A 26323-nucleotide genomic window follows, 5' to 3' on the forward strand; every position below is an offset into this window, starting at 1 on the left:
GGGTCTCTCGTTTGGATCAGGCCGGGCTCGCGGGCCCTGGCACCGCACCTCGCCGCGTTGTCGTCGGTCGCCAGGGCGCCGCCCTGACTCCCTCCCCCGCCTTGCGATGCACGGCACCAGACCCCGCTCCCTGATCCGGCCTGATCCAAACGAGAGACCCTGCCCACCCACCCTGCCACACCGGACCGGCAGACCCGCCCCGGCCGGTCACCGGGGCGCCGAAGTGGCCGGGCCGCGCGCGGCGGGACTACCTGCCGTCGTACCCGGCCGTGGGCATGGACAGGCGGCGGTGGACCCTGGCCTTCATCTCCGCGTCGTAACGCGGCTCGTCCAGGCCCGCCACCTCCACCGGTACGCCTCGCCGCGCGCACTCCGCCGTGAAGTCGTCCACGGACCGCAGCGCGCGCTCCAGGACCCGTCGGCTCGGGGTGACGAACAGGTCGACCTCGCCCGCTTCGACATCGGTCCACAGGGCGCAGTGGTCGGGGCGCAGGGCGTGGACCAGCAGTTCACGGGTGATCACATGGCCGTGTGCGGTGGCCCACCGGGCACACATCGCGTACTGGCTGCGCGAGTCCACGAGGAAGGGGTCCGCGTCCAGCTCCTCCAGCGGGATCAGGCTGGCGATCGCCGCGACCCGCAGCGCGCCCGGCGTACCGTCGTCGGCCAGTCCCATGGCGCCCCTCATCTCCCGCGCTTCGGCGACGACCCTACCGGTGCCCGTAGGCTCGGGGGGAGTCGCGTGAGGGAGGAAACGGAAGTGCCGGTGGAGATCACCTGGTGGGGGCACGCCACCTGCACGGTCGAGGACTCGGGCGTCCGCGTGCTGACGGACCCGCTGTTCGCCCGCCGCCTCGCGCATCTGCGGCGCCGCAGAGGCGAACTCCCGCCCGCGCGCGCCACGGTCGCCGATCTGGTCCTCGTCTCGCATCTGCACTCCGACCACCTGCACCTGCCGTCCCTGGCCCGGCTCGCCCCCGGCACCCGCGTCCTGGTCCCGCGCGGCGCGCCCCGCTCCGTCCCGGGCCTGCGCAGGCTCGGGGCGCTCGACGTGACCGAGATGTCCCCGGGCGAGGAGACGACGGTCGGCGATCTCGTCGTACGGGCGGTGCGCGCGGAGCACGACGGGCGGCGGCTGCCCGTGGGCCCTCATCTGTCGCCCGCGCTCGGCTATGTGGTGACCGGCGAGGCGCGTACGTACTTCGCCGGGGACACCGGCCTTTTCGACGCGATGGCCGACGAGGTCGGCGCGGTCGACGTGGCGCTGCTGCCGGTCGGCGGCTGGGGTCCGTTCCTCGGCGAGAGCCATCTGGACCCGGGCCGGGCGGCCGAGGCGCTGGCCAGACTCGCCCCGCGCAGCGCGGTGCCGGTGCACTACGGCACGTACTGGCCGATCGGCATGGACGGGGTCCGCCCGCACGAATTCCACTCCCCCGGCGACGAGTTCGTACGGCTCGCCGCGCTGCGCGCCCCGGAGGTCGCCGTGCACCGGCTGCGGCACGGCGAGAGTGTGCGGCCCGAGGTCGCCCGGTGATCCCGCTGGCCGCGGCGACGGTACCCGCGGAGACCACCCAGCAGGCGATCGGCTATCCGTCGCTGTTCCTGCTGGTGATGATCGGCGCCCTGGTGCCGGTGGTGCCGACCGGTGCCCTGGTGAGTTCGGCGGCGGTGGTGGCCTTCCATCAGACGGCGCCGTTCTCGATGCTGCTCGTCTTCGTGGTGGCGGCGCTCGCGGCGTTCCTCGGGGACATCGCCCTGTACTGGCTGGGGCAGCGCGGGATGCGCTCGAAGAACGGCTCCCGCTGGCTGGAGGCGATCCGCTCCCACGCGCCGGAGGACCGCCTCGAACAGGCGCAGACCAAGCTCGCCGACAACGGGGTGACGGTCCTCGTGCTGTCCCGGCTCGTCCCGGCCGGCCGTATCCCCGTGATGCTGGCGTGTCTCATGGCGCGCTGGCCGCTGCGCCGCTTCGCGCGCGGCGACGTACCGGCGTGTCTGGCGTGGGCCGTCACGTATCAGCTGATCGGGATACTCGGCGGCTCCCTGTTCGCGGAGCCGTGGGAGGGCGTCGCCACGGCGGTGGGGCTGACGCTGGTGATCAGCGCGGTGCCGATGCTGTGGCGCCGCGTCCGCCGCCCCGCCGCCTGAGCGGAGCCGATGGCGCCCCGCGTGTCAGGGCGCGCTCACGTCTCCAGGACCCGCGAGGCCCCGACCGGCAGATCCCACAGGTCCGCCCGGTCGAGCCCGGCCCGCTCCCACGCGGCCCGCACCCTCGTCAGCGGTTCGAGGACGGGTTCGGCCGAGAGCAGGAAGGTGCCCCAGTGCATCGGGGCCATCCGCCGCGCCCCGAGATCCCGCGCCGCCCGTACCGCCTCCTCCGGATCGCAGTGGACGTCCCTGAGCCACCAGCGCGGGTCGTAGGCGCCGATCGGCAGCAGCGCCAGGTCGATGCCCGGATAGCGGCGGCCGATGCGCGAGAACCAGTGGCCGTAGCCGGTGTCGCCCGCGAAGTAGACGCGCTGCCCGTCGCCGTCGGTGAGGACCCAGCCGCCCCAGAGCGTGCGGCAGGTGTCGCGGATGCCGCGCTTGGACCAGTGGTGGGCCGGGACGAAGTCGAAGCGGACCCCGCCGATCCGCGCGGCCTCCCACCAGTCGAGTTCGGTGACCCCGCGAAACCCCCGGCGGCGGAACCAGGCGCCGAGCCCGGCCGGTACGAGGACGGGCGTGTCCCGGGGCAGCCGGGCGAGCGTCGGCGCGTCGAGGTGGTCGTAGTGGTTGTGGCTGATGACGACGGCGTCGACGCGGGGCAGCGTGCTCCAGGCGACCCCGACGGGCGTGATCCGCGCGGGGGTGCCGAGGATCTTGCGGGACCACACGGGGTCGGTGAGGACGGTGAGCCCGCCGATCCGCACCACCCAACTGGCGTGTCCCACCCAGGTGACGGCGGTCGTACGGGCGTCGACGCGCGGCAGCGGACCCGGCTCGAACGGCAGCAGGGGGATGTCTTCGAGGCCGTCGGGGCGGGGCCGTACGGCACCTTCGCGGGCGAAGCGGGCGAAGCCGCGCAGACCGGGCAGGGGTGCGGTGAGCCGGTCGGCGAACGACTTGGGCCAGATACGGGTGCCGCCGAGCGGGCGGGGTTCGGCGAGGGGACGCGGCGGGGGGCCGGGGGCCGGGGCGGTTCCGGGGAGAAGGGGGAGGGGTACGGGTGCGGGCGCCGGTCCGGCGAGCTGCCCGGTCTGCCCGGTCCGCTCCGTGGACTCCGTGGACTCCGTGGACTCCGTGGACTCCGTGGTCCCCTTCGGCTCCGTGGGCTCTGTGGGCTCCGTCTGCTGCGTCTGCTGCGTCATCGAGGCTCCCTTCGCTGGGCGTCGGCGCGGAGGTCGTCGAAAGCCGTGCCGAACATCGTCAACGCCCGTGCCACGTACGGCATTTCCAGGGGGTCCGACGCGGTGAGGGTTTCGGCGCGCTGCTGTTCCGTCGTACCGAGCAGGGGCGCGGTGGCCAGGCGTACGCGCAGGGCGCCGAGGTCGTCGCCGAAGCGGTGGCCGCCGGGGGCGGGCATGCCGAGCAGTCCGGTGAGGTAGTCCTCCAGTTCCTGGGCGTCGTTGACCCCGCGGACGGCGAGCGCGGGGCGCAGGGGGCCCAGGTCGACGTACAGATGGCGGCCCGCGCGCGGGGGCAGCGCGAAGGCTCCCGCGCGCTGGACGGCGCGGTGCGCGGCGGTGGCGACCGCGCCGTGGACGCGCGCGGACGCGGTGAGGCGGGCGGTGACGCCTTCGGGTTCGGCGAGCGCGTGGGCGGCCACGGCGGCGACCGGCGCCGCGATCCGCCCGCCGACGGCGGTGAGCACGTCGAGCACCGCGTCGGACAGCCGGCGGCCCTCGTCGGTCGACGGGAACCGGGCGACGGCGGCCGGCCAGCCGCCCGGCAGGAAGGCGCCCGCGAGATCGACGACGACGGTCACGCGGTCCGGATGCATCTCGGCGGGGCCGAGCAGGACGGGCCGCCGGGAGCCGTCGTCCGCGCGGGGCGTGGTGGGGTACGGGTGCAGGGTGTCGCGCCAGGTCTCGTCGCTGACGACGTGCAGACCCGCGTCCGCCGCGGCCTCGACCGTCGCGTGCAGGACCTCGGGCGGCGGGACGGTCGCCGTCGGGTCGTCCGCCACCGACAGGACGAGCAGCCGGGGGTCACCGCCCTCGGCCCGCACGCGGCGCACGGTCTCCAGGAGGGCGTACGGGTCCGGGACTCCCCCGCACTCGGCGGGCGTCGGCACATGGAACACGGAGCGGCCGATGAGCCGCGCCTGCGGCCCCCACCAGGCCGGGCAGGGCCGGGGCAGCAGGACGTCGCCGCCGAGCACGGCGGTCAGCGCGAGCAGCAGCGGGGGCGCGCCCGGGGCCGCGGCGACGTGTCCGCGCCCCGTGGACAGTCCGCGCCGCGCCCAGTAGCCGCAGGCGGCGTCGAGGAGCGCGGGGCCGCCGCCCACGGGGTGCGCCGCCGTCGCTCCGGCCGCGTCGGTGAGCGCGCGGGACAGTTCGGGCAGGACGGGGAAGCCGGGTTCGGGCAGGGGCGGGCCGAAGCGGACGGGGCCGTGGCCCTCGTGGTCCGTCCGCCGCATCCGTGCCTCCCCGTGGTGTCCTGTCGCCTCGCCCGGACGCGCGCCGTCAGCTCCCGGTCGTCCCGGCGGTCCCGGTCGTCTCGCTGTCCGCGTCCTTGCGGCGCACCCGGTAGACGGCCGCGCCGAGCGCGCCCGCGATCAGGACGCCGCCGGTGACCAGGGCGGTACGGGAGTCCGTGAAGGTGCCGCCCTCACCGGCGTGCACGCCGTGCCGGACGCCGGTCTCGCGGACCACGGTGAAACTCGCGGACCAGCGGCGCTCGCCGGGGCAGTGGCCCTCGACGCTCCACTCGGAGACCGGGCCCACATTGTGCGGACCGCCCTCGAAGTTCTCTCCCCTGGCGATCCGGGCGTGGCCGCGGTAGGAGGCGCCGGATTTCCGGTCCTCGTTGCCGGAGGCCCGGTGCAGCTTGACGCGGCCGTCCTCGAACGCCTGCGAGTGCGCCTCGATGAACTCGGGGTCCCGGCCACCGCCCCGCTCCCCTTCGCGCCCGCCGCCCCGCTCCCCCTCGCGCCCGCCCTCGTGTCCGCCGCCGCGTTCGCACGACACATGGATCTCCACGCTGCCGCCGGGCTCGACCCGGTGCGGGCGGACCTCGGCGGACGGCTCCGCGTACGCCGTGGACACCGTGGAGAACACGGACAGCGTGACCAGGGCGCCTACGGCCAGGAAGGGGACGATGCGGGGCATGGGGACGGGCTCCTTCGACCGGGAACGACGGGCACGGTCCCGCACCCGTCCCGCCCATCAGAGCCCGCACACCGCGAGGCCGCCCCCGGCCGGACCCATTCGCGCTACACACACCGCCGCCCGGGTGATTTCACGCGCGGCCCGGTCAGGCGCCGACCCCCGCGCCGTCCGTGACCCCCGCGCCCGTCCCGGGCCCGCCCTCCGGATCGGCCGGATCGGCCTCCCGTTCCCGGGCGCCCGCCCGGGTCCTGCCCCGGGCGACCGGGCGGCGGGGGTGGCGGCGCAGGTACTCGCCCTCCAGTTGGGCCATGCGTTCGTTGTGGGTGTGCAGCGCCTCGTTCGAGCCGTGCAGCAGGGTGTCGTGGCGGGTGCGGTGGATGGTCTCCAGCTCCCGCATCAGCTGCTGGTCGTCCAGACGGCCAGGGTCGACTCCGGTCATGGTGCACCCCACTCGGTCGTCGTGTCCTTGCCTCCACTGTACGAACGGTCGGCCGATCGGGCCCCGCGAGCAGCCGGGCCCCGCGCTATCGGGCCCGCTCCACCCTTCGCTCGTCCCACACCGGCTCCGGTGTCTCCCGCACCCGTCCGTCGCTGCCGAACACCAGGTAGCGATCGAACGAGCGCGCGAACCAGCGGTCGTGGGTGACCGCGAGTACCGTGCCGTCGAACGCCTCAAGCCCCTCCTGAAGGGCCTCCGCCGACTCCAGGTCCAGGTTGTCCGTCGGCTCGTCGAGCAGCAGCGCGGTCACCCCCGTCAGCTCCAGGAGCAGGATCTGGAAACGGGCCTGCTGGCCGCCCGAGAGCCGGTCGAAGGACTGTTCGGCCTGGCCGGTCAGCTCGTACCGCCGCAGCCGCGACATCGCCGCGCCCCGGTCCTTGGCGTGATCGCGCCAGAGGATGTCGAGGAGGGTGCGGCCCTCCAGCTCGGGGTGCGCGTGGGTCTGCGCGAAGTGTCCCGGCACGACCCGGGCACCCAGCTTCCAGGCGCCCGTATGGGCGACGTCGCCGCCCGCGAGGAGCCGCAGGAAGTGCGACTTGCCGGAGCCGTTGGAGCCGAGGACCGCGACCCGCTCGCCGTAGAAGACCTCCAGGTCGAAGGGTTTCATCAGGCCGGTCAGCTCCAGGCCCTGGCAGGTGACGGCCCGCAGCCCGGTGCGCCCGCCGACGATCCGCATCCGGATGTCCTGCTCGCGCGGCGGCTCCTGCGGCGGCCCGGCCTCCTCGAACTTCCGCAGCCTGGTCTGCGCCGCCTTGTAGCGCGACGCCAGCTCGGCGCTGTTCTCGGCGGCCTGACGCAGCGCCAGGACGACCTTCTTGAGCTGGGCGTGCTTCTCGTCCCAGCGGCGCCGCAACTCCTCGAAGCGCGCGAAGCGTTCCCGCCGTGCCTCGTGGTACGTGCCGAATCCGCCGCCGTGCACCCAGGCGTCGGCGCCCGCCGCACCCGGCTCCACGCTGACGATCTTCTCGGCGGCGCGGGCGAGCAGTTCCCGGTCGTGCGACACGAACAGGACCGTCTTGCGGGTGTCCTTCAGCCGCTCCTCCAGCCAGCGCTTGCCCGGCACGTCGAGGTAGTTGTCCGGCTCGTCGAGGAGGAGGACCTCGTCGGTGCCGCGCAGCAGCGCCTCCAGGACCAGCCGCTTCTGTTCGCCGCCACTGAGGGTGCGGACCTCGCGCCACTGCGCCTGGTCGTAGGGGACGCCGAGCGCCGCCGTGGTGCACATGTCCCACAGCGTCTCGGCCTCGTACCCCCGCGCCTCGGCCCAGTCGGCGAGCGCCTGCGCGTACCTGAGCTGCGCGGCCTCGTCGTCCACGGTCATGATGCCGTGCTCGGCGGCGTCGACCGCCTTCGCGGCGGCCTTGATCCGGGGCGTCGCGACCGACACGAGCAGGTCCCGTACCGTCGTCTCGTCCCGTACCGACCCCACGAACTGGGGCATCACACCGAGGCCGCCGCTGACCGTGACCGTGCCGCCGTGCGGCTTCAGGTCGCCCGAGACGATGCGCAGCAGGGTGGTCTTCCCCGCGCCGTTCGGCCCGACCAGGGCGACGATCGCGCCCTCGCCGACGCGGAACGAGACATCCCCGAGCAGCGCCCTCCCGTCCGGCAGGTAGTACTCCAGGTGCGCGACTTCCAGATGTCCCATGCCGCGCATTGTCCGTGCCGCGCCGGGGCCGCGTCCAAGTGATTTTCCCCGAGTGATCCTCCCCACGCGCGGGGCGGCGGAGGGACGCGCCGCGCGTCGGGGCGCCGGGAAGCGGGTACCCGTGCCGAATGCGTCCTGCCATCGACACCTTCGCGAACTCGTCCCTCCCGCCCCGCCCGGCGGCCGTCCTCGGACGGCTCACCGGCTTCCTGAGCCGGGTGCCCGCCGCGTCCGGCCGGCTGTTCACGCCGTCCGCGCCGCCTCCTCCGCCGGGGCTGCGGGACCGGCTCGCCGGGCTGGACCGGGGTCTGTTCGACGCGGTCGCCACGCACCACTGGCCGGGCGGCGACCGGGTGCTGCCCCGGCTGAGCCGGAGCGCGAACCACGGGCTGCTGTGGGCCGGTGTCGCCGTGGGCCTCGCCGCCACGCGCACGCCCCGGGGCCGCCGCGCGGCGGTGCGCGGGATGGCCTCGCTGGCGCTGGCGTCGGCGACGATCAACACGCTCGGGAAGCGGTCGGTGCGCCGGGCGCGGCCGATACTGGACGCCGTCCCCGTGGTACGGCGGCTGAAGCGGCAGCCGGTCACCACGTCGTTCCCCTCCGGGCATGCCGCGTCGGCCGCCGCGTTCGTGACGGGTGTGGCCCTGGAGTCGCGGGGCTGGGGCGCGGTCGTCGCGCCGATCGCCGTGTCGGTGGCGTTCTCGCGGATCTACACGGGCGTGCACTATCCGGGCGACGTCCTGGCGGGCGCCGCGCTGGGCGCGGGCGCCGCCTTCGCCGTACGGGGTCTCGTGCCGACGCGCGACCAGATGCCGGCCCCTGGCCGGCCGCAGGTGGACGCGCCCGCGCTGCCGGACGGCCGGGGCCTGGTGATGGTGGTCAACACGGCGGCGGGCTCCCCGGAGCGGATGCGTCCGCTGCGGGACGCGCTGCCGTACGCGGAGATCGTGGAGTGCGCGGGCCCGGAGGTGGCGGGCGAGCTGGAGAAGGCGGCGTCCCGCGCGGTCGTCCTCGGGGTGTGCGGCGGCGACGGCACGGTGAACACGGCGGCGGGTGTCGCGCTGCGGCACGGACTGCCGCTCGCGGTGCTGCCCGGCGGCACCCTGAACCACTTCGCATACGACCTGGGGATAGAGGATCCACGCGATCTGGTCCGGGCGGTCGGACGGGGTGACGCGGTCGCCGTGGACGTGGGCCGGTTCCGGTCGGTGAAGGGACCGGGCGCGGACGGGGCACCGGGCGCCTCCGGGTACTTCCTCAACACCTTCAGCCTGGGCGCGTATCCGGAGCTGGTGCGGGAGCGGGAGCGGTGGTCGCGGCGGATCGGGGGGCGGCTCGCGGATGTGGTCGCGGCCGTCCATGTGCTGCGCAGGGACCATCCGCTGGAGGCCGTCCTGGACGGGCGGCGCCGGCCGCTGTGGCTGCTGTTCGCGGGCAACTGCACGTACAGCCGGATGGGTCCGACGGCCGGGCGGCGCGTGGATCTCGCGGACGGGCTGCTCGACGTACGGGCCGTGCACGGCGGCCGGTGGCCGGGCATCCGCCTCCTGGGCGCGGCGCTCGCGGGGCCGCTGTCGCGGTCGCCGCTGCACGCGGCGGTACGGCGCCATCGGCTGCGGGTCGACGGGATCGCGCCCGGGACGCCGCTCGCGTACGACGGGGAGGTTGCCCCGTGCGGTCCTTCGCTGATCGTGGACAAGCTGCACGAGTCGCTGACGGTGTACCGCCCGCTGACGGTCTGAGCCCCGCAGACAGCCCGTTTCGCATCATGAGACGAATGGTCTCAACATGCGACATGGGGCGTACGGTGAGGGGACCGTGCGGTGCCGGACCGCGCGTGGCCCGTACGCGGGGAAGCACGAAGGGGAAACGGCATGCCGAAGGAGACCGCCGTGTACACGCACGGCCACCACGAGTCCGTGCTGCGCTCGCACACCTGGCGCACCGCCGCCAACTCGGCGGCCTATCTCATCGATTCCCTCAAGCCCCATATGCGGATCCTCGACATCGGCTGCGGGCCCGGCACCATCACCGCCGACCTGGCCGCGCTCGTCCCCGACGGGCAGGTCACCGGCGTCGACCACGCGCCCGGCATCCTGGACCAGGCCCGCGCGACGGCGGCCGAACGCGGCCTGGAGAACGTCGAGTTCGCCGTGGCCGACGTGCACGAACTGGAGTACCCGGACGACAGCTTCTGCGTGGTGCACGCGCATCAGGTGCTCCAGCACGTGGGCGATCCGGTACGGGCGCTGCGCGAGATGCGGCGGGTGACCAGGCCGGGCGGGCTCGTCGCGGTACGGGACGCGGACTACGCGGCGATGACCTGGTATCCGGCGTCGCCCGGTCTGGACGACTGGCTCGACCTGTACGAGAACGTGTCCCGGGCGAACGGGGGCGAGCCGGACGCGGGGCGCCGTCTCAAGGCGTGGGCACGGCAGGCCGGTTTCACGGACATCACGGCGACGGCGGGGACCTGGTGCTACGCGACCGCCGACGAGCGCGCCTGGTGGAGCGGACTGTGGGCGGACCGCACTCTCGCGTCGGCCTACGCCGACCGCGCGGTGCAGAGCGGCCACGCGGACGCCGCGCGGCTGCGGGCGGTGTCCGACGCGTGGCGGAGCTGGGGTGCCGAGGAGGACGGCTGGTTCTCGGTTCTGCACGGGGAGATCCTCTGTCGCGTGTGACGCGGTCCGGCCGCCCCAACTAGGCTCGCCCGCATGGACATTCTGGGAACCACCCTGCGTATCTGCGTCGAGAACCTGGAGGTCTCGGTGCCGTTCTACGAGCGGCTCGCGGGCGGGACGGCGCTCCGCTTCGACCGCGGGGGTGTGTCGGTGGCGGCCGTCGGGTGCTTTCTGCTGATGAGCGGGCCCGAGGAGGAGTTGGAGGTGCTGCGCCGCGTCGCCGCGACGATCGCGGTCCGCGATGTGGACGAGGCCCACGACGTCCTGAGTTCATCCGGCGCGCGCATCCTCGCGGGCCCGATCCCCACCCCGGCCGGCCGCAACCTGATCGCGATGCACCCGGACGGCTCGGTCTTCGAGTACGTGGACCGGCGGCCGGCAGCCTGACCGGCAGGGACACCGAGGCCCGGCGGCCTCCCCGGCCGGGGGACCCACGGGGCTCCGCCCTCGACCCACGAGGAGTCACCCGGCCTGGTGCCGTCGCAGATGCCGCCGGACACCCGCCGCCGGGGCGCGCCACCGCTGCGGCGGGAAGAGGGACCCGACGGACCCCAGCACACCACGGCCTCCCGGCCCGGGGGACCCACCGGATCCCGAGCACACCACGGACGCCAGCGCGGGTGGCCCGGCCCGTCGCGGATGCCGCCGGACACGCGCCATCGCGGCGCGCCACCACTGCGGCGGGAAGAGGGACCCGCTAGGTCCCCGGACGCACCACGGACGCCGGGGCCCGGCCCGTCACGGATGCCGCCGGACACCCACCATCGCGGCGCGCCACCGCCGCGGCGGGAAGAGGGACCCGCTGGGCCCCCGGACACACCACGGCCTCCCGGCACCCGGGGCCACCGGTCCCCAGCACCACAGACGCCTGGGCGGGTGGCCCGGCGCAGATGCCGCCGGACACTCGCCATCGCGGCGCGCCACCACTGCGGCGGGAAGAGGGACCCGCTAGGTCCCCGGACACACCACGGACGCCGGGGCCCGGCCCGTCACGGATACCGCCGGACACCCACCGCCTGGGCGCGCCACCGCTGCGGCGGGAAGAGGGACCTGATGGGCCCCCGAACACACCACTGCCCCCCCCCCCGGCACCCGGGGCCCACCAGACCCCCAGCACACCACAGACGCCGAGGCGGGTGGCCCGGACCGGAGCGGATGCCGCCGGACCCCCGCCATCGCGGCGCGCCACCACTGCGGCGGGAAGCGGGACCCGCTAGGTCCCCGGACACACCACGGACGCCGGGGCCCGGCCCGTCGCGGATGTGCCGCCGGACACCCACCATCGCGACGCGCCACCGCCGCGGCGGGAAGAGGGACCCACTCGGCCCCCGAACACACCACGGCCCCGGGGCCCACCAGACCCCCGAACACACCACAGCCCCGCCCCGCGAACCCGCCGGGTCCCCGAGCACACCACCCCCCTGCCCCCTTACCCCCTTACCCCTCCGTCGGAGGCTGCATCGTGAAGTCGTACTGCGGGGGAACCGGGTCCTTCGTCAGGTGGGACCAGGTTTCTGTGAGGGTTTTCGCGCCCTCTCTTAGGTCCGCCACTTCGAAGCCCTTGTCGAAGAGGGCTCGGGCCGCGGCCCGGTCGCCCTCTGCCAGGAGGAGTTGGGCCTCGATCAGGCGGAAGCGGCCCCGTTCGCGGGTGGTGGGGTGCAGGCGGTCCCAGACCGCGCGGGCGCGGTCGGTGGCGCCCACGGCGAGCAGCGCCGCGATCGCCTCGCGGCCTAGCGCCGCCGTCACCGCCGTCCAGACGGCGCCGTCGTCGCGCCGCTCCTGGCACAGGTCGTCGAAGGCGTCCGCGTACCGCTCGGCGGCCCGCGCCCGGTTGCCGGCCTCGATGTCGGCGACGGCGAGGCACCGCAGCAACGGCCAGAGCGACGGCGCGAGTTCGAGCCCGCGCTCCCAGCTGCGGACGGCCTGCGCGAGGTCGCCCGCGTGCCACTGGGCGACACCGAGGTGGTACTCGGCGAGCGGTTCGGCGGGCGCGGTCTCCAGCATGTCCCGCCAGTGCGGGGCGACCAAAGTCTCACCTGGCGGTCCGACCCGGCGCGGCACCGGGAACGAACCGGAGCGCAGCAGCTCGCGCCACGGCTCCTGGTCGGGTCCGATGTGCGCCTCGTCGAAGGGTGTGCCCGGCAGTTTGTACCCGGCGCGCAGCACTTCGAGTGCGCCCCACCCCGAGCCCCGGGCCAGCGATTCGCCGGGTTCGGTGTCGGCGTACGGGCGCCAGGCGTCGTAGGCCGCGTCGACCGCGTCGCGCGGCAGGACGTCCCCGAGCCGGCCCTCGGTCTCGGCGCGCGCGGCGGCCCAGTCGGCGCCGTGCACGGCACCGGGCGCGCACGACAGCGGCCCGTACGCCTCCAGCCACGCGAACTCGCTCTCGGCGTCGAGGCGTACGTGTTCCAGTTGGGTACGGGCGAGTCCCGCCTGGATCTCGGCGTACCCGCCCGTGCCGGGCTCGGTGAGCCAGCTCTGCCAGCGGCGCCCGCCGGGGCCCGCGCCCCACACGAAGAGTTTCCGGCCGCGCAGCAGATCGGTCGAGGTCTGCACGAGCCCGTGTCCCGTGTCGTCCAGGGCGGCGATCCAGCGGCGCTGCCCGTCGGGCACCTCGTAGAAGTAGTCGGCGGGGTAGGCGCTGTTCAGCGGGTACGTGCGGTCCGCGTCCTCGAACTCCGGTACGGGTACCCGGCGCAGGGTGTGGTCGTACCCGAAGTGCCATGCCTCGTCGGCGGGTGCGAGGACCCGGCGCTCCTCGGGGACGGCGATGTTCGACCACCAGTACACGGGCGCCGGCTTCTCGTGCGGATTGCGGACGCGGATGCCGACGTACAGGAAGTCGGAGCCGTCGGGGAGCCACAGGTCGACCTGGAAGGGCAGGTCGCGCAGCCGCTCCCACTCCCACAGGCGCAGCATCTCGCCGCCGTCCGGCGCGGGGACGCGGGCCGCGTGGACGGGGGCGCACGAGAGGGTGGTGTGTCCGGTCGCGCCGATGTTCCATTCGATGCCGCCGGAGAACCAGGCGCCGTTAAGCGCGAAGTCGGCGGGCTGGAACACCGGGTTCCGGTAGAGGAGTTCGCGGCCCGTGGGCTTGTGGAAGAGCGAGTGGATCCGGCCGCCGAGCCCCGGCAGGACGGTGACGCGGAGCTTGGCGTTCTCGATGACGAGGGTGTCCAGGGCCGTGTCGGCGCGCTCGCGTCCGTAGCCGTCGAGGACGCGGACGGGCAGCACTCCGCGCAGCGGCTCGTAGCCGATCTGCCGGGCCATGTCGCGGGGCAGTCCGGCGCGGGCCCGCTCGTCGATGTGGTGTGCCTCGTCGAGCGGGCGCAGCGGCGGCAGCGGGTTGGGCGGGCCCAACCCGGCGGCGGGCAGGGTCAGTACGTCACGTCGGATCGTCGTGGCGGTCGACGGCAAGGCGGCCTCCCCAGTCGTACGGGGCGTGCCGACGGTACGGGACGCCCCGATGACCATGGAACAGGGTCAGCCGGGTGCTGACCAGGGGCACCCCCGGTCAGGATTCCGCAAAGGCCGCGACGACCAGGTCGGCGAGGAGGGCGCCCGCCGAGCCGTCGGGGTCCAGATCGGGGTCGTAGATGGTGATGTTGAGACCGGCGCAGCGCGGGGACCGTACCAACGGGCGCAGCAGCGCGGTGAGTTCGGCGGGCAGCAGGCCGCCGGGGTCGGGGGCGTCGACGGCGGGCATCACGGTCGGGTCGAGGACGTCGGCGTCGAGGTGCACCCAGAAGCCGTCGAGGACGTCGACCTCCAGGGTCTGCACGACCGCGCGGGCCAGCTCCCCCGGGCCCCACTCGCGGATCTCGCCGACCGTCGCGTGGGTGATCTTCAGCTCGGCGAGTTCGGCGCGGTCCTCGTCGTAGTCCCGCATGCCGAAGAGGCGGACGTCCATGTCCTGGACATAGGGGCGGAGCCCTTCGATGTCGGTGAGGTCTGCCTGTCCCCGGCCGGTCGACAGAGCCAGTTCCTCGCCGCCCGCCGCGCCGATCGCGTCGGAGTTCCCGGTGTGCCGGAAGTCGGCGGAGCCGTCGATGGCGGCGAGTCCGTACCGGCCGATGCGGCGCAGGGCGAGGGCGGCGCCGAGTTGGATGGAGCAGTCGCCGCCGAGGACGACGGGCAGGTCACCCGCGCGCACATGGGGCTCGATCCGGTCGGCGAGTTTGACGGTGTATGCGGCGATGGCTACGGCGTTGAAGACGCCGTCGCCCTCCTGCCAACCGCCCCGGTCGTAGCGCGGCGGGACGACGACCCCGCCCTCGTACGCGCCGAGCCGCTGCACGATCCGCTGCTCGCGCAGGGCTCCGGCGAGTTTGTACACGCCGGGGACGGTGCCGGGCGCGGGCGGGCGCAGGCCCAGATTGGAGGGGGCGTCGATGACCACGAGGCGTCGCATGGGGCCATCCTCACCGGCGGTCCCGCGCGGGGCAACGGGGTTCCTCACGCGCGCGTGGCCCCGGGCGACGTCATCTCCACGGTGATCGCCCACCGCTCGTGGTCGCGCCAGGCGCCGTCGATGAAGAGGAAGTCCGGCGAGTAGCCCTCCCTGCGGAAGCCGGCGGAGCGGGCGAGGGCGAGGGACGCCGTGTTGTCGGGCTGGGCGTTGATCTCCAGGCGGTGCAGGCCCAGGCGCCGGAAGGCGTACCGGACGACGAGCGCGAGCCCTTCGGCCATCAGGCCGCGGCCCGCCGCGTGCGCGAAGGCGCCGTAGCCGAGGGCGCCGCTGCGGAAGGAGCCCTCGACCACGTTGTTGATGTTGATGAATCCGGCGATGGCGCCGTCGTCGCGGGTGCAGACGAGGAAGCCGTGCCGGGTCGGGTCGTCGATGAGCCGGGCCGCGTAGGACGCGAAGGAGGCGGCCGAGACCGGCGGGGACAGCCATGGGTGGTGCAGGTCCTGGCTCTCGCGCGCCCGCGCGACGAACTCCTCACCGTCCTCCCGGCGGATCCGGCGGATGCCGACGCGGGCGCTCTCGGCGAGGTAGGGCGGCGGGGGCCGATGCGAGGGCGACGGATCGAGTGGGCTCGCGGGTGCGGCGTCGGGCATCCGGTCACGGTACGCCCGGCGTCCTGGGCCCCTCCGGGACCCTCTCAGCGCCGCCGCCTCGCCAGCACGTATCCGACGAGCGCCCCGATCACGCCGGTGGCCAGCAGGGCCAGCCACAGCGGGGTGACCACCAGCGGGACGAGGATGCGGATCTCGGTGCTCTGGGTGTTCTGGAAGATGAAGACGAGTCCGAGGACGGCCAGGGCGAGGACGACGATCCGTCCGGTCGTCATCGCCGAGTTCCGCTGCCTCTCGCTCGTGCTGGTCTTGGGGCTCATGGGGACCCTTCCGCCGGAGTACGACTGCGCCTCCCCCCACCAGCATGGACACGGGTACGGATTCACGCACGGTGAAGGCTCCCCCGGGCGGGCGGTGGGTCAGTCGCCGACCACCGGCAGCCGCAGCACCCCGGTGTCCCCGGGCGCGCTGACCACCGTCACCGGCTTGACGCCCTTGTTGCCGAAGTACGCGTCGTCACTCGCCGCGATCACGAACCGCAGCCGGTGCCCCTTCTCGTACCGGTGCACGATCCCCGGCAGCTCGACGGTGAACGCGCGGGTCACGTCCGGTACCCGCACGGGGGCCACCAGCCGGTGCACGAGCGTCTTGGTGCCGTCCGGTGCGATGTCGTACAGCTTGGCGAAGAGGACCAGCTTGTCGGCCGCGTCGCCGGAGTGCTGGACGCGCTCGGTGCGCGGTGAGACGACCTTGAGGGTGGCCTGCGGGGCGCCGACGACATCGAGGTCACGGGTGAGCGGCGGGGTGGTCCAGGCGAGGTGGGTGCCGGGGAGGTCGTAGGGCGCCGGGTCGGGCAGGCCGATGGTGCCGGCGAGGGAGCTTTCGGAGTGGCTGGTGGGGACGAGCCAGTTCCGGTACTCGCGGCTGCCGCGCGCGACCTCCGCCGGGTCGTCCACGAGGGTGCCGTCGCCGGAGAGGTACAGCTTCTCGTCGCGTGCGGGGACGGCCGGGGCGGTGGCATAGGTGCGGGTGGGGTCGGTGATCCAGTCGCGGTAGTAGGCGAAGGCGGGTCCGGTGTCGGCGCTCTTGTCGTGCCGGAGGTGGCGGTCGAACCAGCCGAGGATGCGGCGGCCGACGTAGCTGGTCTCCAAGTTGCCCTGACCCAGGTTGAGTTCACCGGCGGCGGGGTCGGTGATGCCGCCGCTGTGTCCCCACGACTGCCAGATCATCCGGGTGTCGACGCCCTGCGCCTTGAGCGTCCGGTACGTCGCCTCGGCCTCATTGAGGTTGAACAGGGTGTCGGCCTGCCCCTGGACGAGCAGGGTCGGCGCCTTGACCTTCTTCAGATACGACACGGGTGACACGCTGCGCGCGTAGTCGAGCATCGGTCCCGTCACCCCGGCCGGGTAGCGGCCGGAGTTGAGGGTGCGGATGGTGTCGCAGGCCCGGGTGGCGAAGTGCAGACAGGTCAGGGAGTTGAACCGGGACGGGTCGAGGCTCGGCACGAGCAGCGGCTGTCCCTCGCCGATGAGGTAGAAGCCGTTGGTCCACTGCCATTTGAAGGCGCCGGGGACGCTGCGGTCGGCCGCGTTGTTCGGGTCGAGCGAGTACGCCAGGTCGTTCCAGGTGATCATCGGTACGAGGGCGTCCACGCGGTGGTCGACGGCGGCCGTGGCGAGCTGGATCGCGCCTCCGTAGGAGCCGCCGATCATGCCGACCCGGGGGTCGCCGGCGCGGTCCAGGGTGACGAAGTCGGCGCGGGTGCCGTCGTCGGCGGCGCGGCTGCCGGCGAGGAAGTCGAGGAGGCGGGAAGCGGCGGCGCCGTCCACGAGCGGGTCGTCCAGGGTTATCAGACAGCCGGACTTGCCGAACCCGAGCCCCGAGTAGACGAGTCCGACATAGCCCCGGGCGGCGAACGCCTTGCCGATCGCGTCCGTCGAGCCGTCCGACTTGCTCCCTCCGAACCCGTTGGTGGCGACCACGGCGGGCGCCGGGTGCTCCCGGTCGACGCCGGCGGGCCGGTACAGATCGGCGTCGACCACACAGGTCCGGCCGCCCGCCTCGACGGTGAACTTCAGCGGGGTGACGCTGTACTGGCCGGTGGTGGCGGCCGTCGCGGGCGCACCGACCGCGAGCGGTGCGGCGAGCGCGGCGGCCAGGGCGAGGGCGGCGGGCGTACGGGCACGGAACACGGAGACCTCCACGCTGAGGGCAACGGGCTACCGACTGGTAGGTACCGATCGCGCTCATGGTCCGGCACGTGTCGTGCAACGGTCAACGGCATCGACCGGCCATTGTTGACGGAGATTCAGTGAAGGTGTCCGGCGCCGCGCGCCCTCCGGGGCTACCGCAGCGCAGGCTCCGCCAGCGTCAACACGCCCGCGTCCGCGTCGAGTTCGGCGCGGACCCCGAGCGGAATCGTCAGCGCCCCCTCGCAGTGCCCGAACCCGAACTGCTCCACGACCGGGACCCCGAGCCCGCCGAGCCGGTCGGCGAGCAGCGTCCGTACGTCCTCGTACGCGCCGCACTCCTCCCAGGAGCCGAGGAGGATCCCGGCGACCCCGTCGAGCCAGCCGGCGCGCAGGAGTTGGGTGAGGTAGCGGTCGAGCCGGTAGGGCTCCTCCTCGATGTCCTCCAGGCAGAGGAGACCGCCGCGGGCCGACGGCCGGGCGTGCGGGGTGCCGAGGTCGGCGGCGAGCAGGGAGAGGCAGCCGCCGAGTGTGGTGCCGGTGGCGCGGCCCGGCACCAGGGTGCGGCCGGCCGTCACGGTCCGGACGGTCTCGGGCGCGAACAGGGTCCGGCGGAGCATGGTCTGCGCGCGGGCGCTCTTCAGGAAGTCGAGGCCCGCGGCCATCGGCCCGTGCAGCGTCGCGATCCCCATCCGGACCGCGAACGCCTCGTGCAGGGCGGTGATGTCGCTGAACCCGACGAACACCTTGGGCCCGGCGGCCCGCAGCGCGTCCCAGTCGAGCAGGTCGACCATGCGCTGGGCGCCGTATCCGCCGCGTGCGCACAGGACGGCGTCCACCGTGGGGTCGCACCAGGCCCGCTGGAGGTCGGCGGCCCGGTCGGCGTCGCCGCCCGCGAGGTAGCCGAACCGGGGGTGTACGTCGAGGACATGGGCGCCGACGACGGGTTCGAGGTCCCAGCCGCGCAGCAGGTCGAGTCCGGCCTGGAGGCGGTCCTCGGGGACGGGTCCGCTGGGGGCGACGACGGCGACGCGGGAGCCGGGCCGAAGCCGGGCGGGGCGTTCCGGGGCGGGCTGTTCCAGGGCGGGCTGTTCGGGGGCGGTCACTGCTCAAGCTCCAGGGTCGGGACGTCGGGCCGGTCGAAGCCGAACACCTGGGCGTACAGGGAGAGTTCGGCCTCCAGGGCGCGGATCATCGTGTCGGCGCGGCGGAATCCGTGCCCTTCGCCCTCGAAGGTGAGGTAGGCGTGCGGGATGCCGCGTCCGGCAATACGGGTGAGGAAGCGTTCGCACTGGGCGGGCGGGCAGATCACGTCGTCAAGGCCCTGGAGCAGCAGGAACGGCACGGTGACCCGGTCCGCGTGGGCGGCGGGCGACCGGTCCGCGTACCGCTGCGGCACCTCGGCGAGCGGTCCGACCAGGGACTCCAGGTACTGCGACTCGAAGTCGTGGGTCTCGCCGCTGCCCCAGCCGCTCAGGTCGAGGATCGGATAGCTGATCGCCGCGCACGCGAACACATCGGTGCTCGTGATCGCCGCCGCCGAGGTCCAGCCGCCCGCGCTGCCACCGCGGATCGCGAGACGGTTCCGGTCGGCGGTGCCCTCGGCGGCGAGCGCGAGGGCGACGGCCGCGCAGTCCTCGACGTCGACCACGCCCCACTGTTCCTTCAGCCGGTCGCGGTAGGCGCGGCCGTGGCCCGTGGAGCCGCCGTAGTTGACCTCGGCGATCCCGATGCCGCGTGAGGTGAAGTAGGCGATCTCCAGGTCGAGTACGAGCGGGGCGCGGCTGGTGGGTCCGCCGTGCACCCATACGACGTAGGGCGGCGGTGTGTCGTCGGGGGCGGTCTCGCCGGGGTGGTGCGGCGGGTGGATGTGCGCGTGGATCTCGCGGTCGCCGGGTCCCGTGAAGGTACGGATCTCCGGGCGCGGGTAGTGGGCGGGGTCGACGGGGTCGTGGTGGGCGGCGCCGATCACGCGGGCGCGGCCGGTGCGGGTGTCGAGTTCGACCACCTCGGCGCCGCTGTGCGGCCCCGCCGCGATGCCGAGGACGCGGCTGCCGTGCGCGGCGACGGACGATGACCACTCCGTCCAGGGTCCGGGCGCGTCCACGATGTCGCCGGTGGCGGGGTCGAGGATGCCGAGGACGGCGGCGCCCCGGCCGTGCAGAACGGCGACCGTGCCGTTGTCGAGGGGCGCGAACCAGTTCTGGCCGACCTTCCACAGCGCCCCGCCGAACTCCTCCTCGCGCGGGCAGAGCGCGGTGGCGCCGCCGTCGGGGTCGGCGCGGTACAGGTTCCACCAGCCGGTGCGGTCGCTCGCGAACAGCAGCCGTCCGTCCGGCGTCCAGTCGGCCTGCGCGACGGACTCGGCGGGGCCGCCCGCGACGGTCACCGGCTCGGCGAAGGTGCCGTCGGCGGTGACGTCCGCGCACAGGACCTCCGTACCGTCCCACGGCATGCGGGGGTGGTCCCAGGCGAGCCAGGCCGCGCGGGTGCCGTCCGGGGACAGGCGCGGTCCGGTGACGAAGCGGTGCCGCTCGGGCGTCAGCTCGCGCACCGCCTTCCGCTCGTCGGCGGCCGAGCCGTCCAGCGGTACGGCGGCGAGGACGCGGCGTACGTCGGTGGGCCCCTCGCCGGTGAACTCCTCCAGGACGCACCACACTTCGCCCCGGTCGAGGTGCACCACCGGGTCGACCCAGCGCAGCCCGCCGCCGACGGCGGAGAGCGGGGTCAGCGGGTACGGCTCGGCGCCGGGTGTGTCCGGCTCGTACGCGTAGAGGCGCTGGTCGGTGAAGTGGACGAAGACCAGCAGCGGGCCGTCGGCGCGTGCGGCGCCCGCCCAGGGGCGTCCGCCGTACTCGATGACGCGGCTGCGGACGTTCCACGGCGGCGGCAGGACCGATTCCTCGGTGCCGTCGGGGCGCCGTCGCACCAGGGCGCGGCGGCCTCCCTCGGTGGGCCGGGGCGCGGTCCACCACGCCTCGTCGCCGAGGAAACCGGCGTACTCGGGGCGGCCGTCGTGGGCGGCGGCCAGGGCGGCGCCGATCGGTGAGGGCCAGGTTCCGTATGCCTGGGGCATCGTCGGTTCTCTCCCTATGCCTATGCCGTGCGGAGGAAGCGGTCCAGGACGCGGACGCCGAAGTGCAGGGCATCGACGGGGACGCGTTCGTCGACGCCGTGGAACATCGCGGCGTAGTCGTAGCCGAAGGGGAGCTTGAGGGGGGTGAAGCCGTAGCCGGTGATGCCGAGGCGGGAGAACTGTTTGGCGTCGGTGCCGCCCGACATGGTGAACGGGACCACATGGCCCCGGGGCGCGAACTCCTCGACGGCCGCCCGCATCCGCCGGAACGTGACCGAGTCGACGGGGGCTTCGAGAGCGACCTCGCGGTGGTGGAACTCCCAGTCCACATCGGGTCCGGTGAGCCGGTCGAGCGTGTCGCGGAACTCGTCCTCACCGCCGGGCAGACAGCGCCCGTCCACCATCGCGGTCGCCGCGCCGGGGATCACGTTGACCTTGTATCCGGCGTCGAGCATGGTCGGGTTGGCGCTGTTGCGTACGGTCGGTTCGACGAGGTCGGCGGCCGAGCCGAGCTGGTCGAGCAGGTGGTCCACGTCGAAGCCGGGGGCGTCCGGGTCGGTCTTGATGTCGTAGATCTCGGCCAGCGCGATGAGCGCGGCCTTGACCGTCGGGGTGAGCCGGACCGGCCACCTGTGGGCGCCGATGCGGGCGATGGCGGCGGCGAGGCGCGTGACGGCGTTCTCGTGGTTCACCTTCGAGCCGTGTCCCGCGCGGCCGTGCGCGGTGAGCTTCAGCCAGGCGGTACCGCGCTCCCCCGCGGCGATCGGGTAGATCTCGGTGCCGCGTCCGTCGTGGAAGGTGAAGGCGCCGGACTCGCTGACGCCCTCGGTGCAGCCGTCGAAGAGCGGTGCGTGGCGATCGGCGAGGAACCCGGAGCCGTCCTCGGCGCTTGCCTCCTCGTCGGCGGTGAACGCGATCACGATGTCGCGCCGGGGCCGGATCCCGGCGCGCGCCCAGTGGCGTACGGTCGCCAGGATCATGGCGTCCATGTTCTTCATGTCGACGGCGCCCCGGCCCCAGACGACGCCGTCGCGGATCTCCCCGGAGAAAGGGTCCACTGTCCAGTCGGCGGCCTGGGCGGGTACGACGTCGAGGTGGCCGTGGAGCAGCAGGGCGCCGGCGGACGGGTCGGTGCCCTCGAACCGGGCGACGACGTTGGTGCGGCCGGGGCTGCGTTCGAGGAGGGTGGGTTCCAGGCCCGCGTCGGCGAGGAGTTCGGCCGCGTACTCGGCGGCCGGGCGCTCCTCGCAGTCGCCGCCGCCGTGGTTGGTGGTGTCGATGCGGATGAGGTCGGAGGTGAAGCGGACGACCTCGTCGAGCGCCTGCTGATCGACGCCGTCCTGACCGGCCGTATCACTCTGCTCAGGTGTGCTGCTCTGCTCAGCCATACTGCTCCTCCACCGCGGCCGAGACGATCGTGGTGACCGCCTTGAAGGTGCGGATGCCCTCGTACATGGTGTCGCTGGTGTACGCGACCCTGCGTTCGCCGCCCCGGGCCACTCCGGGGACGACGGTCGCGGCCATCGCGAGGTGTGCCGCGTCGAACTCCAGCTCCACGGTGAACGGTCCCGCCTGGACGGGGCTGTGCCGTACCGCGAGCGACGCCGCCTCCTTGGCCGCCGCGCGAATGTCGGACGCGGTGCGCGCCGGGGTGCGGCACACGGCCGCGTACCGGGACACATGGTCCTTGACGGCGACCTTCAGCGCGCCGGGCGCGTAGCCGAGTGCGTCCTCGCAGGTCAGGTCGTCGCCGGTGACGAGGACGACCGGGACGCCGTACTCGGCGACCACGCGCGCGTTGAGCAGCCCCTCGCTGGCGCGTTCGCCGTTGACCCAGACACCAGTGATGGAGTTCGCGAGATACGTGTGGGCGAGGACGCCCTCCATGCCTGCGCCGGTGTGGTAGCCGATGAAGGCGATGCCGTCGACGTCGCCGTGCTGGACGCCCTCGACCATGGACAGCGACTTGTGCCGTCCGGTCAGCATCGAAGCCCGCTCGTCGAGCTGTTCCAGGAGCAGGTTCCGCATGGTCCAGTGGGCCTCGTTGATGAGGACCTCGTCGGCGCCGCCGTCGAAGAAGCCGAGCACGGCGGCGTTCACGTCGGAGGTGAACATCGCCCGGCACCGCTCCCACTGCGGAGTGCCCGGCAGTACGTCGGCGGGCCAGGTCACTCCCGTGGCGCCCTCCATGTCGGCGCTGAGAAGGATCTTCATGCCGCGTCACGTTACGCGTCGGCGGGGGGCCGGACCAGAACCCTCCGAAAGGTTCAGTGGTGCAGACCTGTGAAGGGTGTCAGGCGGGTGCGAAATAGAAGTAAGGTACTCACGAAAAATAAGCTACTTCCTTGGGAGAGTCATGTTCCTCGCGTATGTGGTGGTCGGTGTCCTGCTGGCGCTGCTGCTGGTCTCGTCCGGTCGGGCGAAGCTCGTCAAGGACGAGAAGATCGTGACGGGCATGCGGTCGATCGGGGTGCCCGACAGCTGGCTGCCCCGCCTTGCCGCGCTCGAAATCGCGGGCGCGCTCGGCCTGCTGATCGGTATCTTCTTCCGGCCGCTGGGCATCGCGGCGGCCATAGGTGTCGTGCTGTATTTCGTCGGCGCGGTGGTGACCCACATCCGCGGCAAGGACGTCAAGGGCACGCCGATCCCCGGGGTGCTGCTCCTCGCGGGTGCGGCGGCCCTGATCCTGGGCATCGCCTCGGCCTGACCTGCCCGGAACCTGATCTGCCCCTTGCTCAGAAGGAGTCCCCGTACCAATGGGCGGCCCCGGGCGCGGTCACCGTCGCGCGGACGTCGGCGGCGGGCGCGAGGAGCGGGCGGGCCATCCCCGAGGTGTCCGTGCCGTGCGTGACCGTGCCCGGGGTGAGCAGGGTGCGCGCGGCCCGGGTCGCCTCCGCCGACGCGGGGAGCAGGATCCGGGCCGTGGCGCGCCCTGCCGCACGGGCCCGGCCGGCCAGCGCGGCGTACAGATCGTCCGAGGGGCAGGGGGACTCTCTCTCGGGAAAAGTGGCCAGATCCCCTACACCTCTCTCCGATACGGCCACTTCCAGAATCTGCACCCCTCCCGCCCCGGCAGCCCGCGCCACCAGCCACCCGACCACCTCGCCCGCCCCGGTCTCCGCGACCAGCGACCAGGTGTCAGGCCCACCAGACCCGCCGTACCAGGCAGGAATCCGCACCCGCCAGTCCTCCGCCGACCGCACACTCGTCAGCGGACGGACCGTGTTGTACGCGGAGTGCAGCGCGGCCAGACGAGGCACATCGCCCGGCGTCGCATCCCGCACCCGATACCGCCCCGGACCCCGCGGCGAGGACACCAACTCGCCCCCGGTCCAAGGGCGGGGGAACTCCTCCCACCCCGACCCCCGGTACACACCCGGCGTCCCCGTGAACAGCAGCGACCAGGCGCAGCCCTCGGCCGTCATGGTGGCGACGGCCGCCGTGAGCAGCGCGCGCACCAGCCCTCTCCCCCGCGCCTCGGGCCGCGTGGCGACGCTGCCGATGCCGCCCACCCGCTGAACGACGCCCCGCGCGTCGCGAAGGGCACGCGGCACGTACACCACGGCCGCGTCGATGGTGTCCCGGGCGGCGAGAAAGGTGTGACGGTGCCGGTCCGGGTCGAGCGCCCACAGCGCGGGCAGGTGCGGGGCGTCGCCGAAGCACTCCGCCCAGAGCGCGAACAGGGCGGGCTCGTCACCGGGTCGCGCCGTCCGGATCACGGGATCGGCGGTCACAGCAGAAGGTTCCCCTCCGTGTGGACCGTCGGGCCGGACCCCGGCAGCGCGGTGCGCCGGACGCCGTCCTCGACACACGCCGTGTGCAGCACGTCGGCGCAGGCGTCCGGCTCCAGGTGCAGCCGCCCGCCGGTGAAGCGGCAGCCGTTGGCGGCGTAGTGGTTGGTGCCCCGGTCGATGCGGACATGGGCCGTGCCGTCGTCGTCCGTGCCGCTGACGGCTCCGGTGAACTGCCAGGTCACGGCGCCCGGCCCGGCCGCCCGCCCGAAGAGCGCCTTCGCCTTGTTGGTGCCGTCGATCCGCGCGCCCCCGACGACCTGCACCCGCTGGTCGCGGACCGCGCTCAGCTCGACCCCCGTACCGCTGAGGGTCCCGCCGTCGATGACCAGCTCGGCGGACGCCACCGACAGGGGCGCAGCGCCGTCCGCGCCGGTCAGCACACAGTCCGTGAACCGTACGGGCCCGGCGCCCCGCAGGATCACCCCGTCGAGTCCGGTCAGGACGGTCCGTACGAAGTGGACGGGGGCGGTGACAGGGGTCTGGACGAGGACCGCGCCCGCCGGGAGCGTGAACGAGCAGTCGCTGATCACCGTCGGACGGGTGGAGCGCGCCGAGCGCTGCGCGACGGCGAACGTCCGCGCGGTGCAGCCCCGCACCTGCGCGCCGTCCGCGTTCACCGTGAGGGTGCCCGCCTGGTCGAAGGTGGGACGGGCGATGACGGTGACGTCTTCGAGGGTCAGATCGGTGATCTTCGTGTTCGCGACGAACCAGGAGCAGGTGTGCCGGCGCACGGTGACGCGTTTCGCCGAAATCCCCCACTGGGAGCCGGAGTTGGCGATGTCCATCAGCCCGGAGTTGCCGTCGAAGAGGAGGTCGTGCTCGTACTGGCCGTGCGTGGTGAAGGGGTTGCCGCCCGCGTCGTCGCCGTCGCCGTGACAGTTGACGACCGTGCAGTACGCGGACGCCGTGAGGTCGTTGAGATGGCGGACGTTGCTGGTCGTGCAGTCGGCGACCCGGCCGTAGAGACAGTAGATCTGCTGCGTGAGATAGCCCGCGCCACCGTACTCGACGGTCGGCGGGTTCTTCAGGGAGCAGCGCTCGGTACGGAAGCGGGTGCACCAGCGCCGCATGATCACCGGCCAGAAGGAGCCCGTCGCGTGGATGCCGGAGACATCGCAGTCGACGGCGTACTCGTACGACACGGGGTGCGAGCCGGTGTACTCGTCTCCGCCCGCGCCCTCGAACAGCAGATCGTGTACGTGGGCGGAGCGCACCGGTTCGACACGGGTCCAGGTGAGGGTGCGCCCGGCGGCCAGCTCCCAGCCGTTGAGATAGCCGACGCGGATATGCGTACCGTCCACGATCTCGGTGATCTCGACCAGCTTCTGCAACTCCCGCTCGTCACGTCCGCCGCCCGCGACCGGGTCGACCTGGACGCTCCACCACTGCCCGACCCGGAAGGCACCCGCGTCGGGCACCGGGAACACATCGGTGAGTTCGACCACCTTGGCGGGCAGCGCGTACGTGACCGTGGTGCCGGTGACCGTGCCACGGAAGGCGAGGACGGCGCCGAAGGGGTTGTCGTGGGTGTTCTTCTCGATGCCGTCGGTGTGCATCGTGTGGCCGCCGAAGTCGAGTTCGATGCCCGAGCGGTTCCACAGGTGTCTCTTGCGGAAGAGGAGGTCGGTGTGTGCTTCGACGCGGTGGACGGCCGGGTCGGTGACCATGGCGTCGAGTGCGTCGTCGGCGGGCCGTTCGGCGTCGAAGTGGCCGAAGGTGCGGAAGTCGACGGTGCCGGAGTGCAGTTGCAGCCACCGGCCCCTGCGGTCTCCCCCACCTTCTCCCCCGCGCGCCATCACCGTGCCGCCATTGTGCGCGGCGGTCGACCTCGCGTCCCAGCGAGCCGTGAACGCGCCCCCGTCGCCGGGTGCGTGATACCCGCCCACCACGGCCACCGTGCCGTCCCGCGACGGCTTCAGCGCCCGCAGCGCGGCGACCGTCGCCACGGACAGGACGTCGACCGACCGGGAGTCCACCGGCGAGGCGGCTGCCGCGGTGCCGGGGGCGGTGAGGGAGACGGCCGCGGCGGCTGCCGCGACGCCCGAAGCGCGGAGTAGGTGGCGTCGTGCGGTGCTTCCCTGCGGTTCCACGGGCTCCTCCGGAGC

Annotated in this window: 23 protein-coding genes; 6 read left to right on the forward strand and 17 right to left on the reverse strand. The window is 73.7% G+C overall.

Annotation, left to right across the window (positions count from 1 at the left end):
• Positions 1-247 precede the first annotated feature (247 nt).
• The gene (locus tag ACIQNU_RS37585) at positions 248-676 is read right to left on the reverse strand and encodes a hypothetical protein (protein WP_401375293.1); all 429 of its coding nucleotides are present in this window, start codon (positions 674-676) and stop codon (positions 248-250) included.
• An 84-nt stretch (positions 677-760) separates the two neighbouring features.
• On the opposite strand from ACIQNU_RS37585, the gene ACIQNU_RS37590 reads away from it, so the two are divergent.
• On the forward strand, positions 761-1534 hold the full coding sequence (locus ACIQNU_RS37590; protein ID WP_401375506.1) for an MBL fold metallo-hydrolase: 774 nt from the start codon (positions 761-763) through the stop codon (positions 1532-1534).
• The gene (locus tag ACIQNU_RS37595; protein WP_401375296.1) at positions 1531-2148 is read left to right on the forward strand and encodes a DedA family protein; all 618 of its coding nucleotides are present in this window, start codon (positions 1531-1533) and stop codon (positions 2146-2148) included. Before ACIQNU_RS37590 ends, ACIQNU_RS37595 begins: the two co-directional genes overlap by 4 nt.
• A gap of 35 nt (positions 2149-2183) precedes the next feature.
• Here the strand turns inward: ACIQNU_RS37595 and ACIQNU_RS37600 are convergent, their stop codons facing one another.
• From ACIQNU_RS37600 to ACIQNU_RS37620, 5 genes are all read right to left on the reverse strand, one after another.
• Positions 2184-3350 (reverse strand): MBL fold metallo-hydrolase, encoded by a 1167-nt coding sequence (locus ACIQNU_RS37600; protein ID WP_401375299.1) that lies wholly within the window; start codon positions 3348-3350, stop codon positions 2184-2186.
• Positions 3347-4621, reverse strand: coding sequence for an aminotransferase class I/II-fold pyridoxal phosphate-dependent enzyme (locus tag ACIQNU_RS37605; RefSeq protein WP_401375302.1), 1275 nt, complete (start codon positions 4619-4621; stop codon positions 3347-3349). The genes ACIQNU_RS37600 and ACIQNU_RS37605 overlap by 4 nt, the downstream gene beginning before the upstream one ends.
• A gap of 46 nt (positions 4622-4667) precedes the next feature.
• On the reverse strand, positions 4668-5312 hold the full coding sequence (locus ACIQNU_RS37610; protein WP_401375304.1) for a hypothetical protein: 645 nt from the start codon (positions 5310-5312) through the stop codon (positions 4668-4670).
• Positions 5313-5457: 145 nt separating this feature from the next.
• Positions 5458-5751 (reverse strand): DUF6158 family protein, encoded by a 294-nt coding sequence (locus ACIQNU_RS37615; RefSeq protein WP_401375305.1) that lies wholly within the window; start codon positions 5749-5751, stop codon positions 5458-5460.
• Between the two features lie 85 nt (positions 5752-5836).
• A complete protein-coding gene (locus ACIQNU_RS37620; RefSeq protein ID WP_401375307.1) occupies positions 5837-7456 on the reverse strand; it encodes an ABC-F family ATP-binding cassette domain-containing protein in 1620 nt (539 codons plus the stop codon).
• A gap of 128 nt (positions 7457-7584) precedes the next feature.
• On the opposite strand from ACIQNU_RS37620, the gene ACIQNU_RS37625 reads away from it, so the two are divergent.
• The 3 genes from ACIQNU_RS37625 (at position 7585) to ACIQNU_RS37635 (ending at position 10527) form a co-directional block, all read left to right on the forward strand.
• The gene (locus ACIQNU_RS37625) at positions 7585-9198 is read left to right on the forward strand and encodes a bifunctional phosphatase PAP2/diacylglycerol kinase family protein (RefSeq protein WP_401375309.1); all 1614 of its coding nucleotides are present in this window, start codon (positions 7585-7587) and stop codon (positions 9196-9198) included.
• 132 nt (positions 9199-9330) lie between these two features.
• The gene (locus ACIQNU_RS37630) at positions 9331-10140 is read left to right on the forward strand and encodes a methyltransferase domain-containing protein (protein ID WP_401375312.1); all 810 of its coding nucleotides are present in this window, start codon (positions 9331-9333) and stop codon (positions 10138-10140) included.
• A gap of 33 nt (positions 10141-10173) precedes the next feature.
• On the forward strand, positions 10174-10527 hold the full coding sequence (locus ACIQNU_RS37635; RefSeq protein ID WP_401375314.1) for a VOC family protein: 354 nt from the start codon (positions 10174-10176) through the stop codon (positions 10525-10527).
• A 1050-nt stretch (positions 10528-11577) separates the two neighbouring features.
• Here the strand turns inward: ACIQNU_RS37635 and ACIQNU_RS37640 are convergent.
• The 9 genes from ACIQNU_RS37640 to ACIQNU_RS37680 all read right to left on the reverse strand — a co-directional run bounded on the left by ACIQNU_RS37640 (position 11578) and on the right by ACIQNU_RS37680 (position 22638).
• Positions 11578-13614: a DUF5107 domain-containing protein gene (locus ACIQNU_RS37640; protein WP_401375316.1), complete on the reverse strand. Its 2037-nt coding sequence runs from the start codon at positions 13612-13614 to the stop codon at positions 11578-11580.
• 40 nt (positions 13615-13654) lie between these two features.
• Positions 13655-14551 (reverse strand): arginase family protein, encoded by an 897-nt coding sequence (locus ACIQNU_RS37645; protein ID WP_401375318.1) that lies wholly within the window; start codon positions 14549-14551, stop codon positions 13655-13657.
• A gap of 44 nt (positions 14552-14595) precedes the next feature.
• The gene (locus ACIQNU_RS37650; RefSeq protein ID WP_401375321.1) at positions 14596-15201 is read right to left on the reverse strand and encodes a GNAT family N-acetyltransferase; all 606 of its coding nucleotides are present in this window, start codon (positions 15199-15201) and stop codon (positions 14596-14598) included.
• A 44-nt stretch (positions 15202-15245) separates the two neighbouring features.
• Entirely contained in the window at positions 15246-15479 is a 234-nt protein-coding gene (locus tag ACIQNU_RS37655) for a DUF1049 domain-containing protein (protein WP_401375324.1), read from the reverse strand.
• Between the two features lie 99 nt (positions 15480-15578).
• The gene (locus ACIQNU_RS37660) at positions 15579-17351 is read right to left on the reverse strand and encodes a CocE/NonD family hydrolase (protein ID WP_401375328.1); all 1773 of its coding nucleotides are present in this window, start codon (positions 17349-17351) and stop codon (positions 15579-15581) included.
• A 152-nt stretch (positions 17352-17503) separates the two neighbouring features.
• Positions 17504-18454 carry an LD-carboxypeptidase gene (locus tag ACIQNU_RS37665; protein WP_401375330.1) on the reverse strand — a complete coding sequence of 317 codons (951 nt, stop codon included), beginning with the start codon at positions 18452-18454 and terminating at the stop codon, positions 17504-17506.
• Positions 18451-20424, reverse strand: coding sequence for an LpqB family beta-propeller domain-containing protein (locus ACIQNU_RS37670; protein WP_401375333.1), 1974 nt, complete (start codon positions 20422-20424; stop codon positions 18451-18453). Before ACIQNU_RS37670 ends, ACIQNU_RS37665 begins: the two co-directional genes overlap by 4 nt.
• A gap of 20 nt (positions 20425-20444) precedes the next feature.
• Complete coding sequence (locus tag ACIQNU_RS37675) at positions 20445-21812, reverse strand: M20/M25/M40 family metallo-hydrolase (RefSeq protein WP_401375336.1); 1368 nt, start codon at positions 21810-21812, stop codon at positions 20445-20447.
• Entirely contained in the window at positions 21805-22638 is an 834-nt protein-coding gene (locus ACIQNU_RS37680) for a M55 family metallopeptidase (protein WP_401375338.1), read from the reverse strand. Before ACIQNU_RS37680 ends, ACIQNU_RS37675 begins: the two co-directional genes overlap by 8 nt.
• A 142-nt stretch (positions 22639-22780) precedes the next feature.
• On the opposite strand from ACIQNU_RS37680, the gene ACIQNU_RS37685 reads away from it, so the two are divergent.
• Positions 22781-23131, forward strand: a complete 351-nt coding sequence (locus ACIQNU_RS37685; RefSeq protein WP_401375341.1) for a DoxX family protein — start codon at positions 22781-22783, stop codon at positions 23129-23131.
• A 28-nt stretch (positions 23132-23159) separates the two neighbouring features.
• Here the strand turns inward: ACIQNU_RS37685 and ACIQNU_RS37690 are convergent, their stop codons facing one another.
• Together ACIQNU_RS37690 and ACIQNU_RS37695 are read right to left on the reverse strand one after the other, a co-directional pair.
• Positions 23160-24158 (reverse strand): GNAT family N-acetyltransferase, encoded by a 999-nt coding sequence (locus tag ACIQNU_RS37690; protein WP_401375344.1) that lies wholly within the window; start codon positions 24156-24158, stop codon positions 23160-23162.
• Positions 24155-26308 carry a peptidase C14 gene (locus ACIQNU_RS37695; RefSeq protein WP_401375347.1) on the reverse strand — a complete coding sequence of 718 codons (2154 nt, stop codon included), beginning with the start codon at positions 26306-26308 and terminating at the stop codon, positions 24155-24157. The genes ACIQNU_RS37690 and ACIQNU_RS37695 overlap by 4 nt, the downstream gene beginning before the upstream one ends.
• Positions 26309-26323 lie beyond the last annotated feature (15 nt).

This window comes from Streptomyces sp. NPDC091292 (assembly GCF_044757265.1).
GTDB lineage: Bacteria > Actinomycetota > Actinomycetes > Streptomycetales > Streptomycetaceae > Streptomyces.

What these genes read in the sequence shown, in the direction of transcription:
- ACIQNU_RS37585 (WP_401375293.1), bottom strand. Translation starts at nt 676, where the DNA reads ATGGGACTGGCCGACGACGGTACGCCGGGCGCGCTGCGGGTCGCGGCG.
- ACIQNU_RS37600 (WP_401375299.1), bottom strand. Translation starts at nt 3,350, where the DNA reads ATGACGCAGCAGACGCAGCAGACGGAGCCCACAGAGCCCACGGAGCCG.
- ACIQNU_RS37605 (WP_401375302.1), bottom strand. Translation starts at nt 4,621, where the DNA reads ATGCGGCGGACGGACCACGAGGGCCACGGCCCCGTCCGCTTCGGCCCG.
- ACIQNU_RS37610 (WP_401375304.1), bottom strand. Translation starts at nt 5,312, where the DNA reads ATGCCCCGCATCGTCCCCTTCCTGGCCGTAGGCGCCCTGGTCACGCTG.
- ACIQNU_RS37615 (WP_401375305.1), bottom strand. Translation starts at nt 5,751, where the DNA reads ATGACCGGAGTCGACCCTGGCCGTCTGGACGACCAGCAGCTGATGCGG.
- ACIQNU_RS37620 (WP_401375307.1), bottom strand. Translation starts at nt 7,456, where the DNA reads ATGGGACATCTGGAAGTCGCGCACCTGGAGTACTACCTGCCGGACGGG.
- ACIQNU_RS37625 (WP_401375309.1), top strand. Translation starts at nt 7,585, where the DNA reads ATGCGTCCTGCCATCGACACCTTCGCGAACTCGTCCCTCCCGCCCCGC.
- ACIQNU_RS37630 (WP_401375312.1), top strand. Translation starts at nt 9,331, where the DNA reads ATGCCGAAGGAGACCGCCGTGTACACGCACGGCCACCACGAGTCCGTG.
- ACIQNU_RS37635 (WP_401375314.1), top strand. Translation starts at nt 10,174, where the DNA reads ATGGACATTCTGGGAACCACCCTGCGTATCTGCGTCGAGAACCTGGAG.
- ACIQNU_RS37640 (WP_401375316.1), bottom strand. Translation starts at nt 13,614, where the DNA reads ATGGTCATCGGGGCGTCCCGTACCGTCGGCACGCCCCGTACGACTGGG.
- ACIQNU_RS37645 (WP_401375318.1), bottom strand. Translation starts at nt 14,551, where the DNA reads ATGCGACGCCTCGTGGTCATCGACGCCCCCTCCAATCTGGGCCTGCGC.
- ACIQNU_RS37650 (WP_401375321.1), bottom strand. Translation starts at nt 15,201, where the DNA reads ATGCCCGACGCCGCACCCGCGAGCCCACTCGATCCGTCGCCCTCGCAT.
- ACIQNU_RS37655 (WP_401375324.1), bottom strand. Translation starts at nt 15,479, where the DNA reads ATGAGCCCCAAGACCAGCACGAGCGAGAGGCAGCGGAACTCGGCGATG.
- ACIQNU_RS37670 (WP_401375333.1), bottom strand. Translation starts at nt 20,424, where the DNA reads ATGCCCCAGGCATACGGAACCTGGCCCTCACCGATCGGCGCCGCCCTG.
- ACIQNU_RS37675 (WP_401375336.1), bottom strand. Translation starts at nt 21,812, where the DNA reads ATGGCTGAGCAGAGCAGCACACCTGAGCAGAGTGATACGGCCGGTCAG.
- ACIQNU_RS37680 (WP_401375338.1), bottom strand. Translation starts at nt 22,638, where the DNA reads ATGAAGATCCTTCTCAGCGCCGACATGGAGGGCGCCACGGGAGTGACC.
- ACIQNU_RS37685 (WP_401375341.1), top strand. Translation starts at nt 22,781, where the DNA reads ATGTTCCTCGCGTATGTGGTGGTCGGTGTCCTGCTGGCGCTGCTGCTG.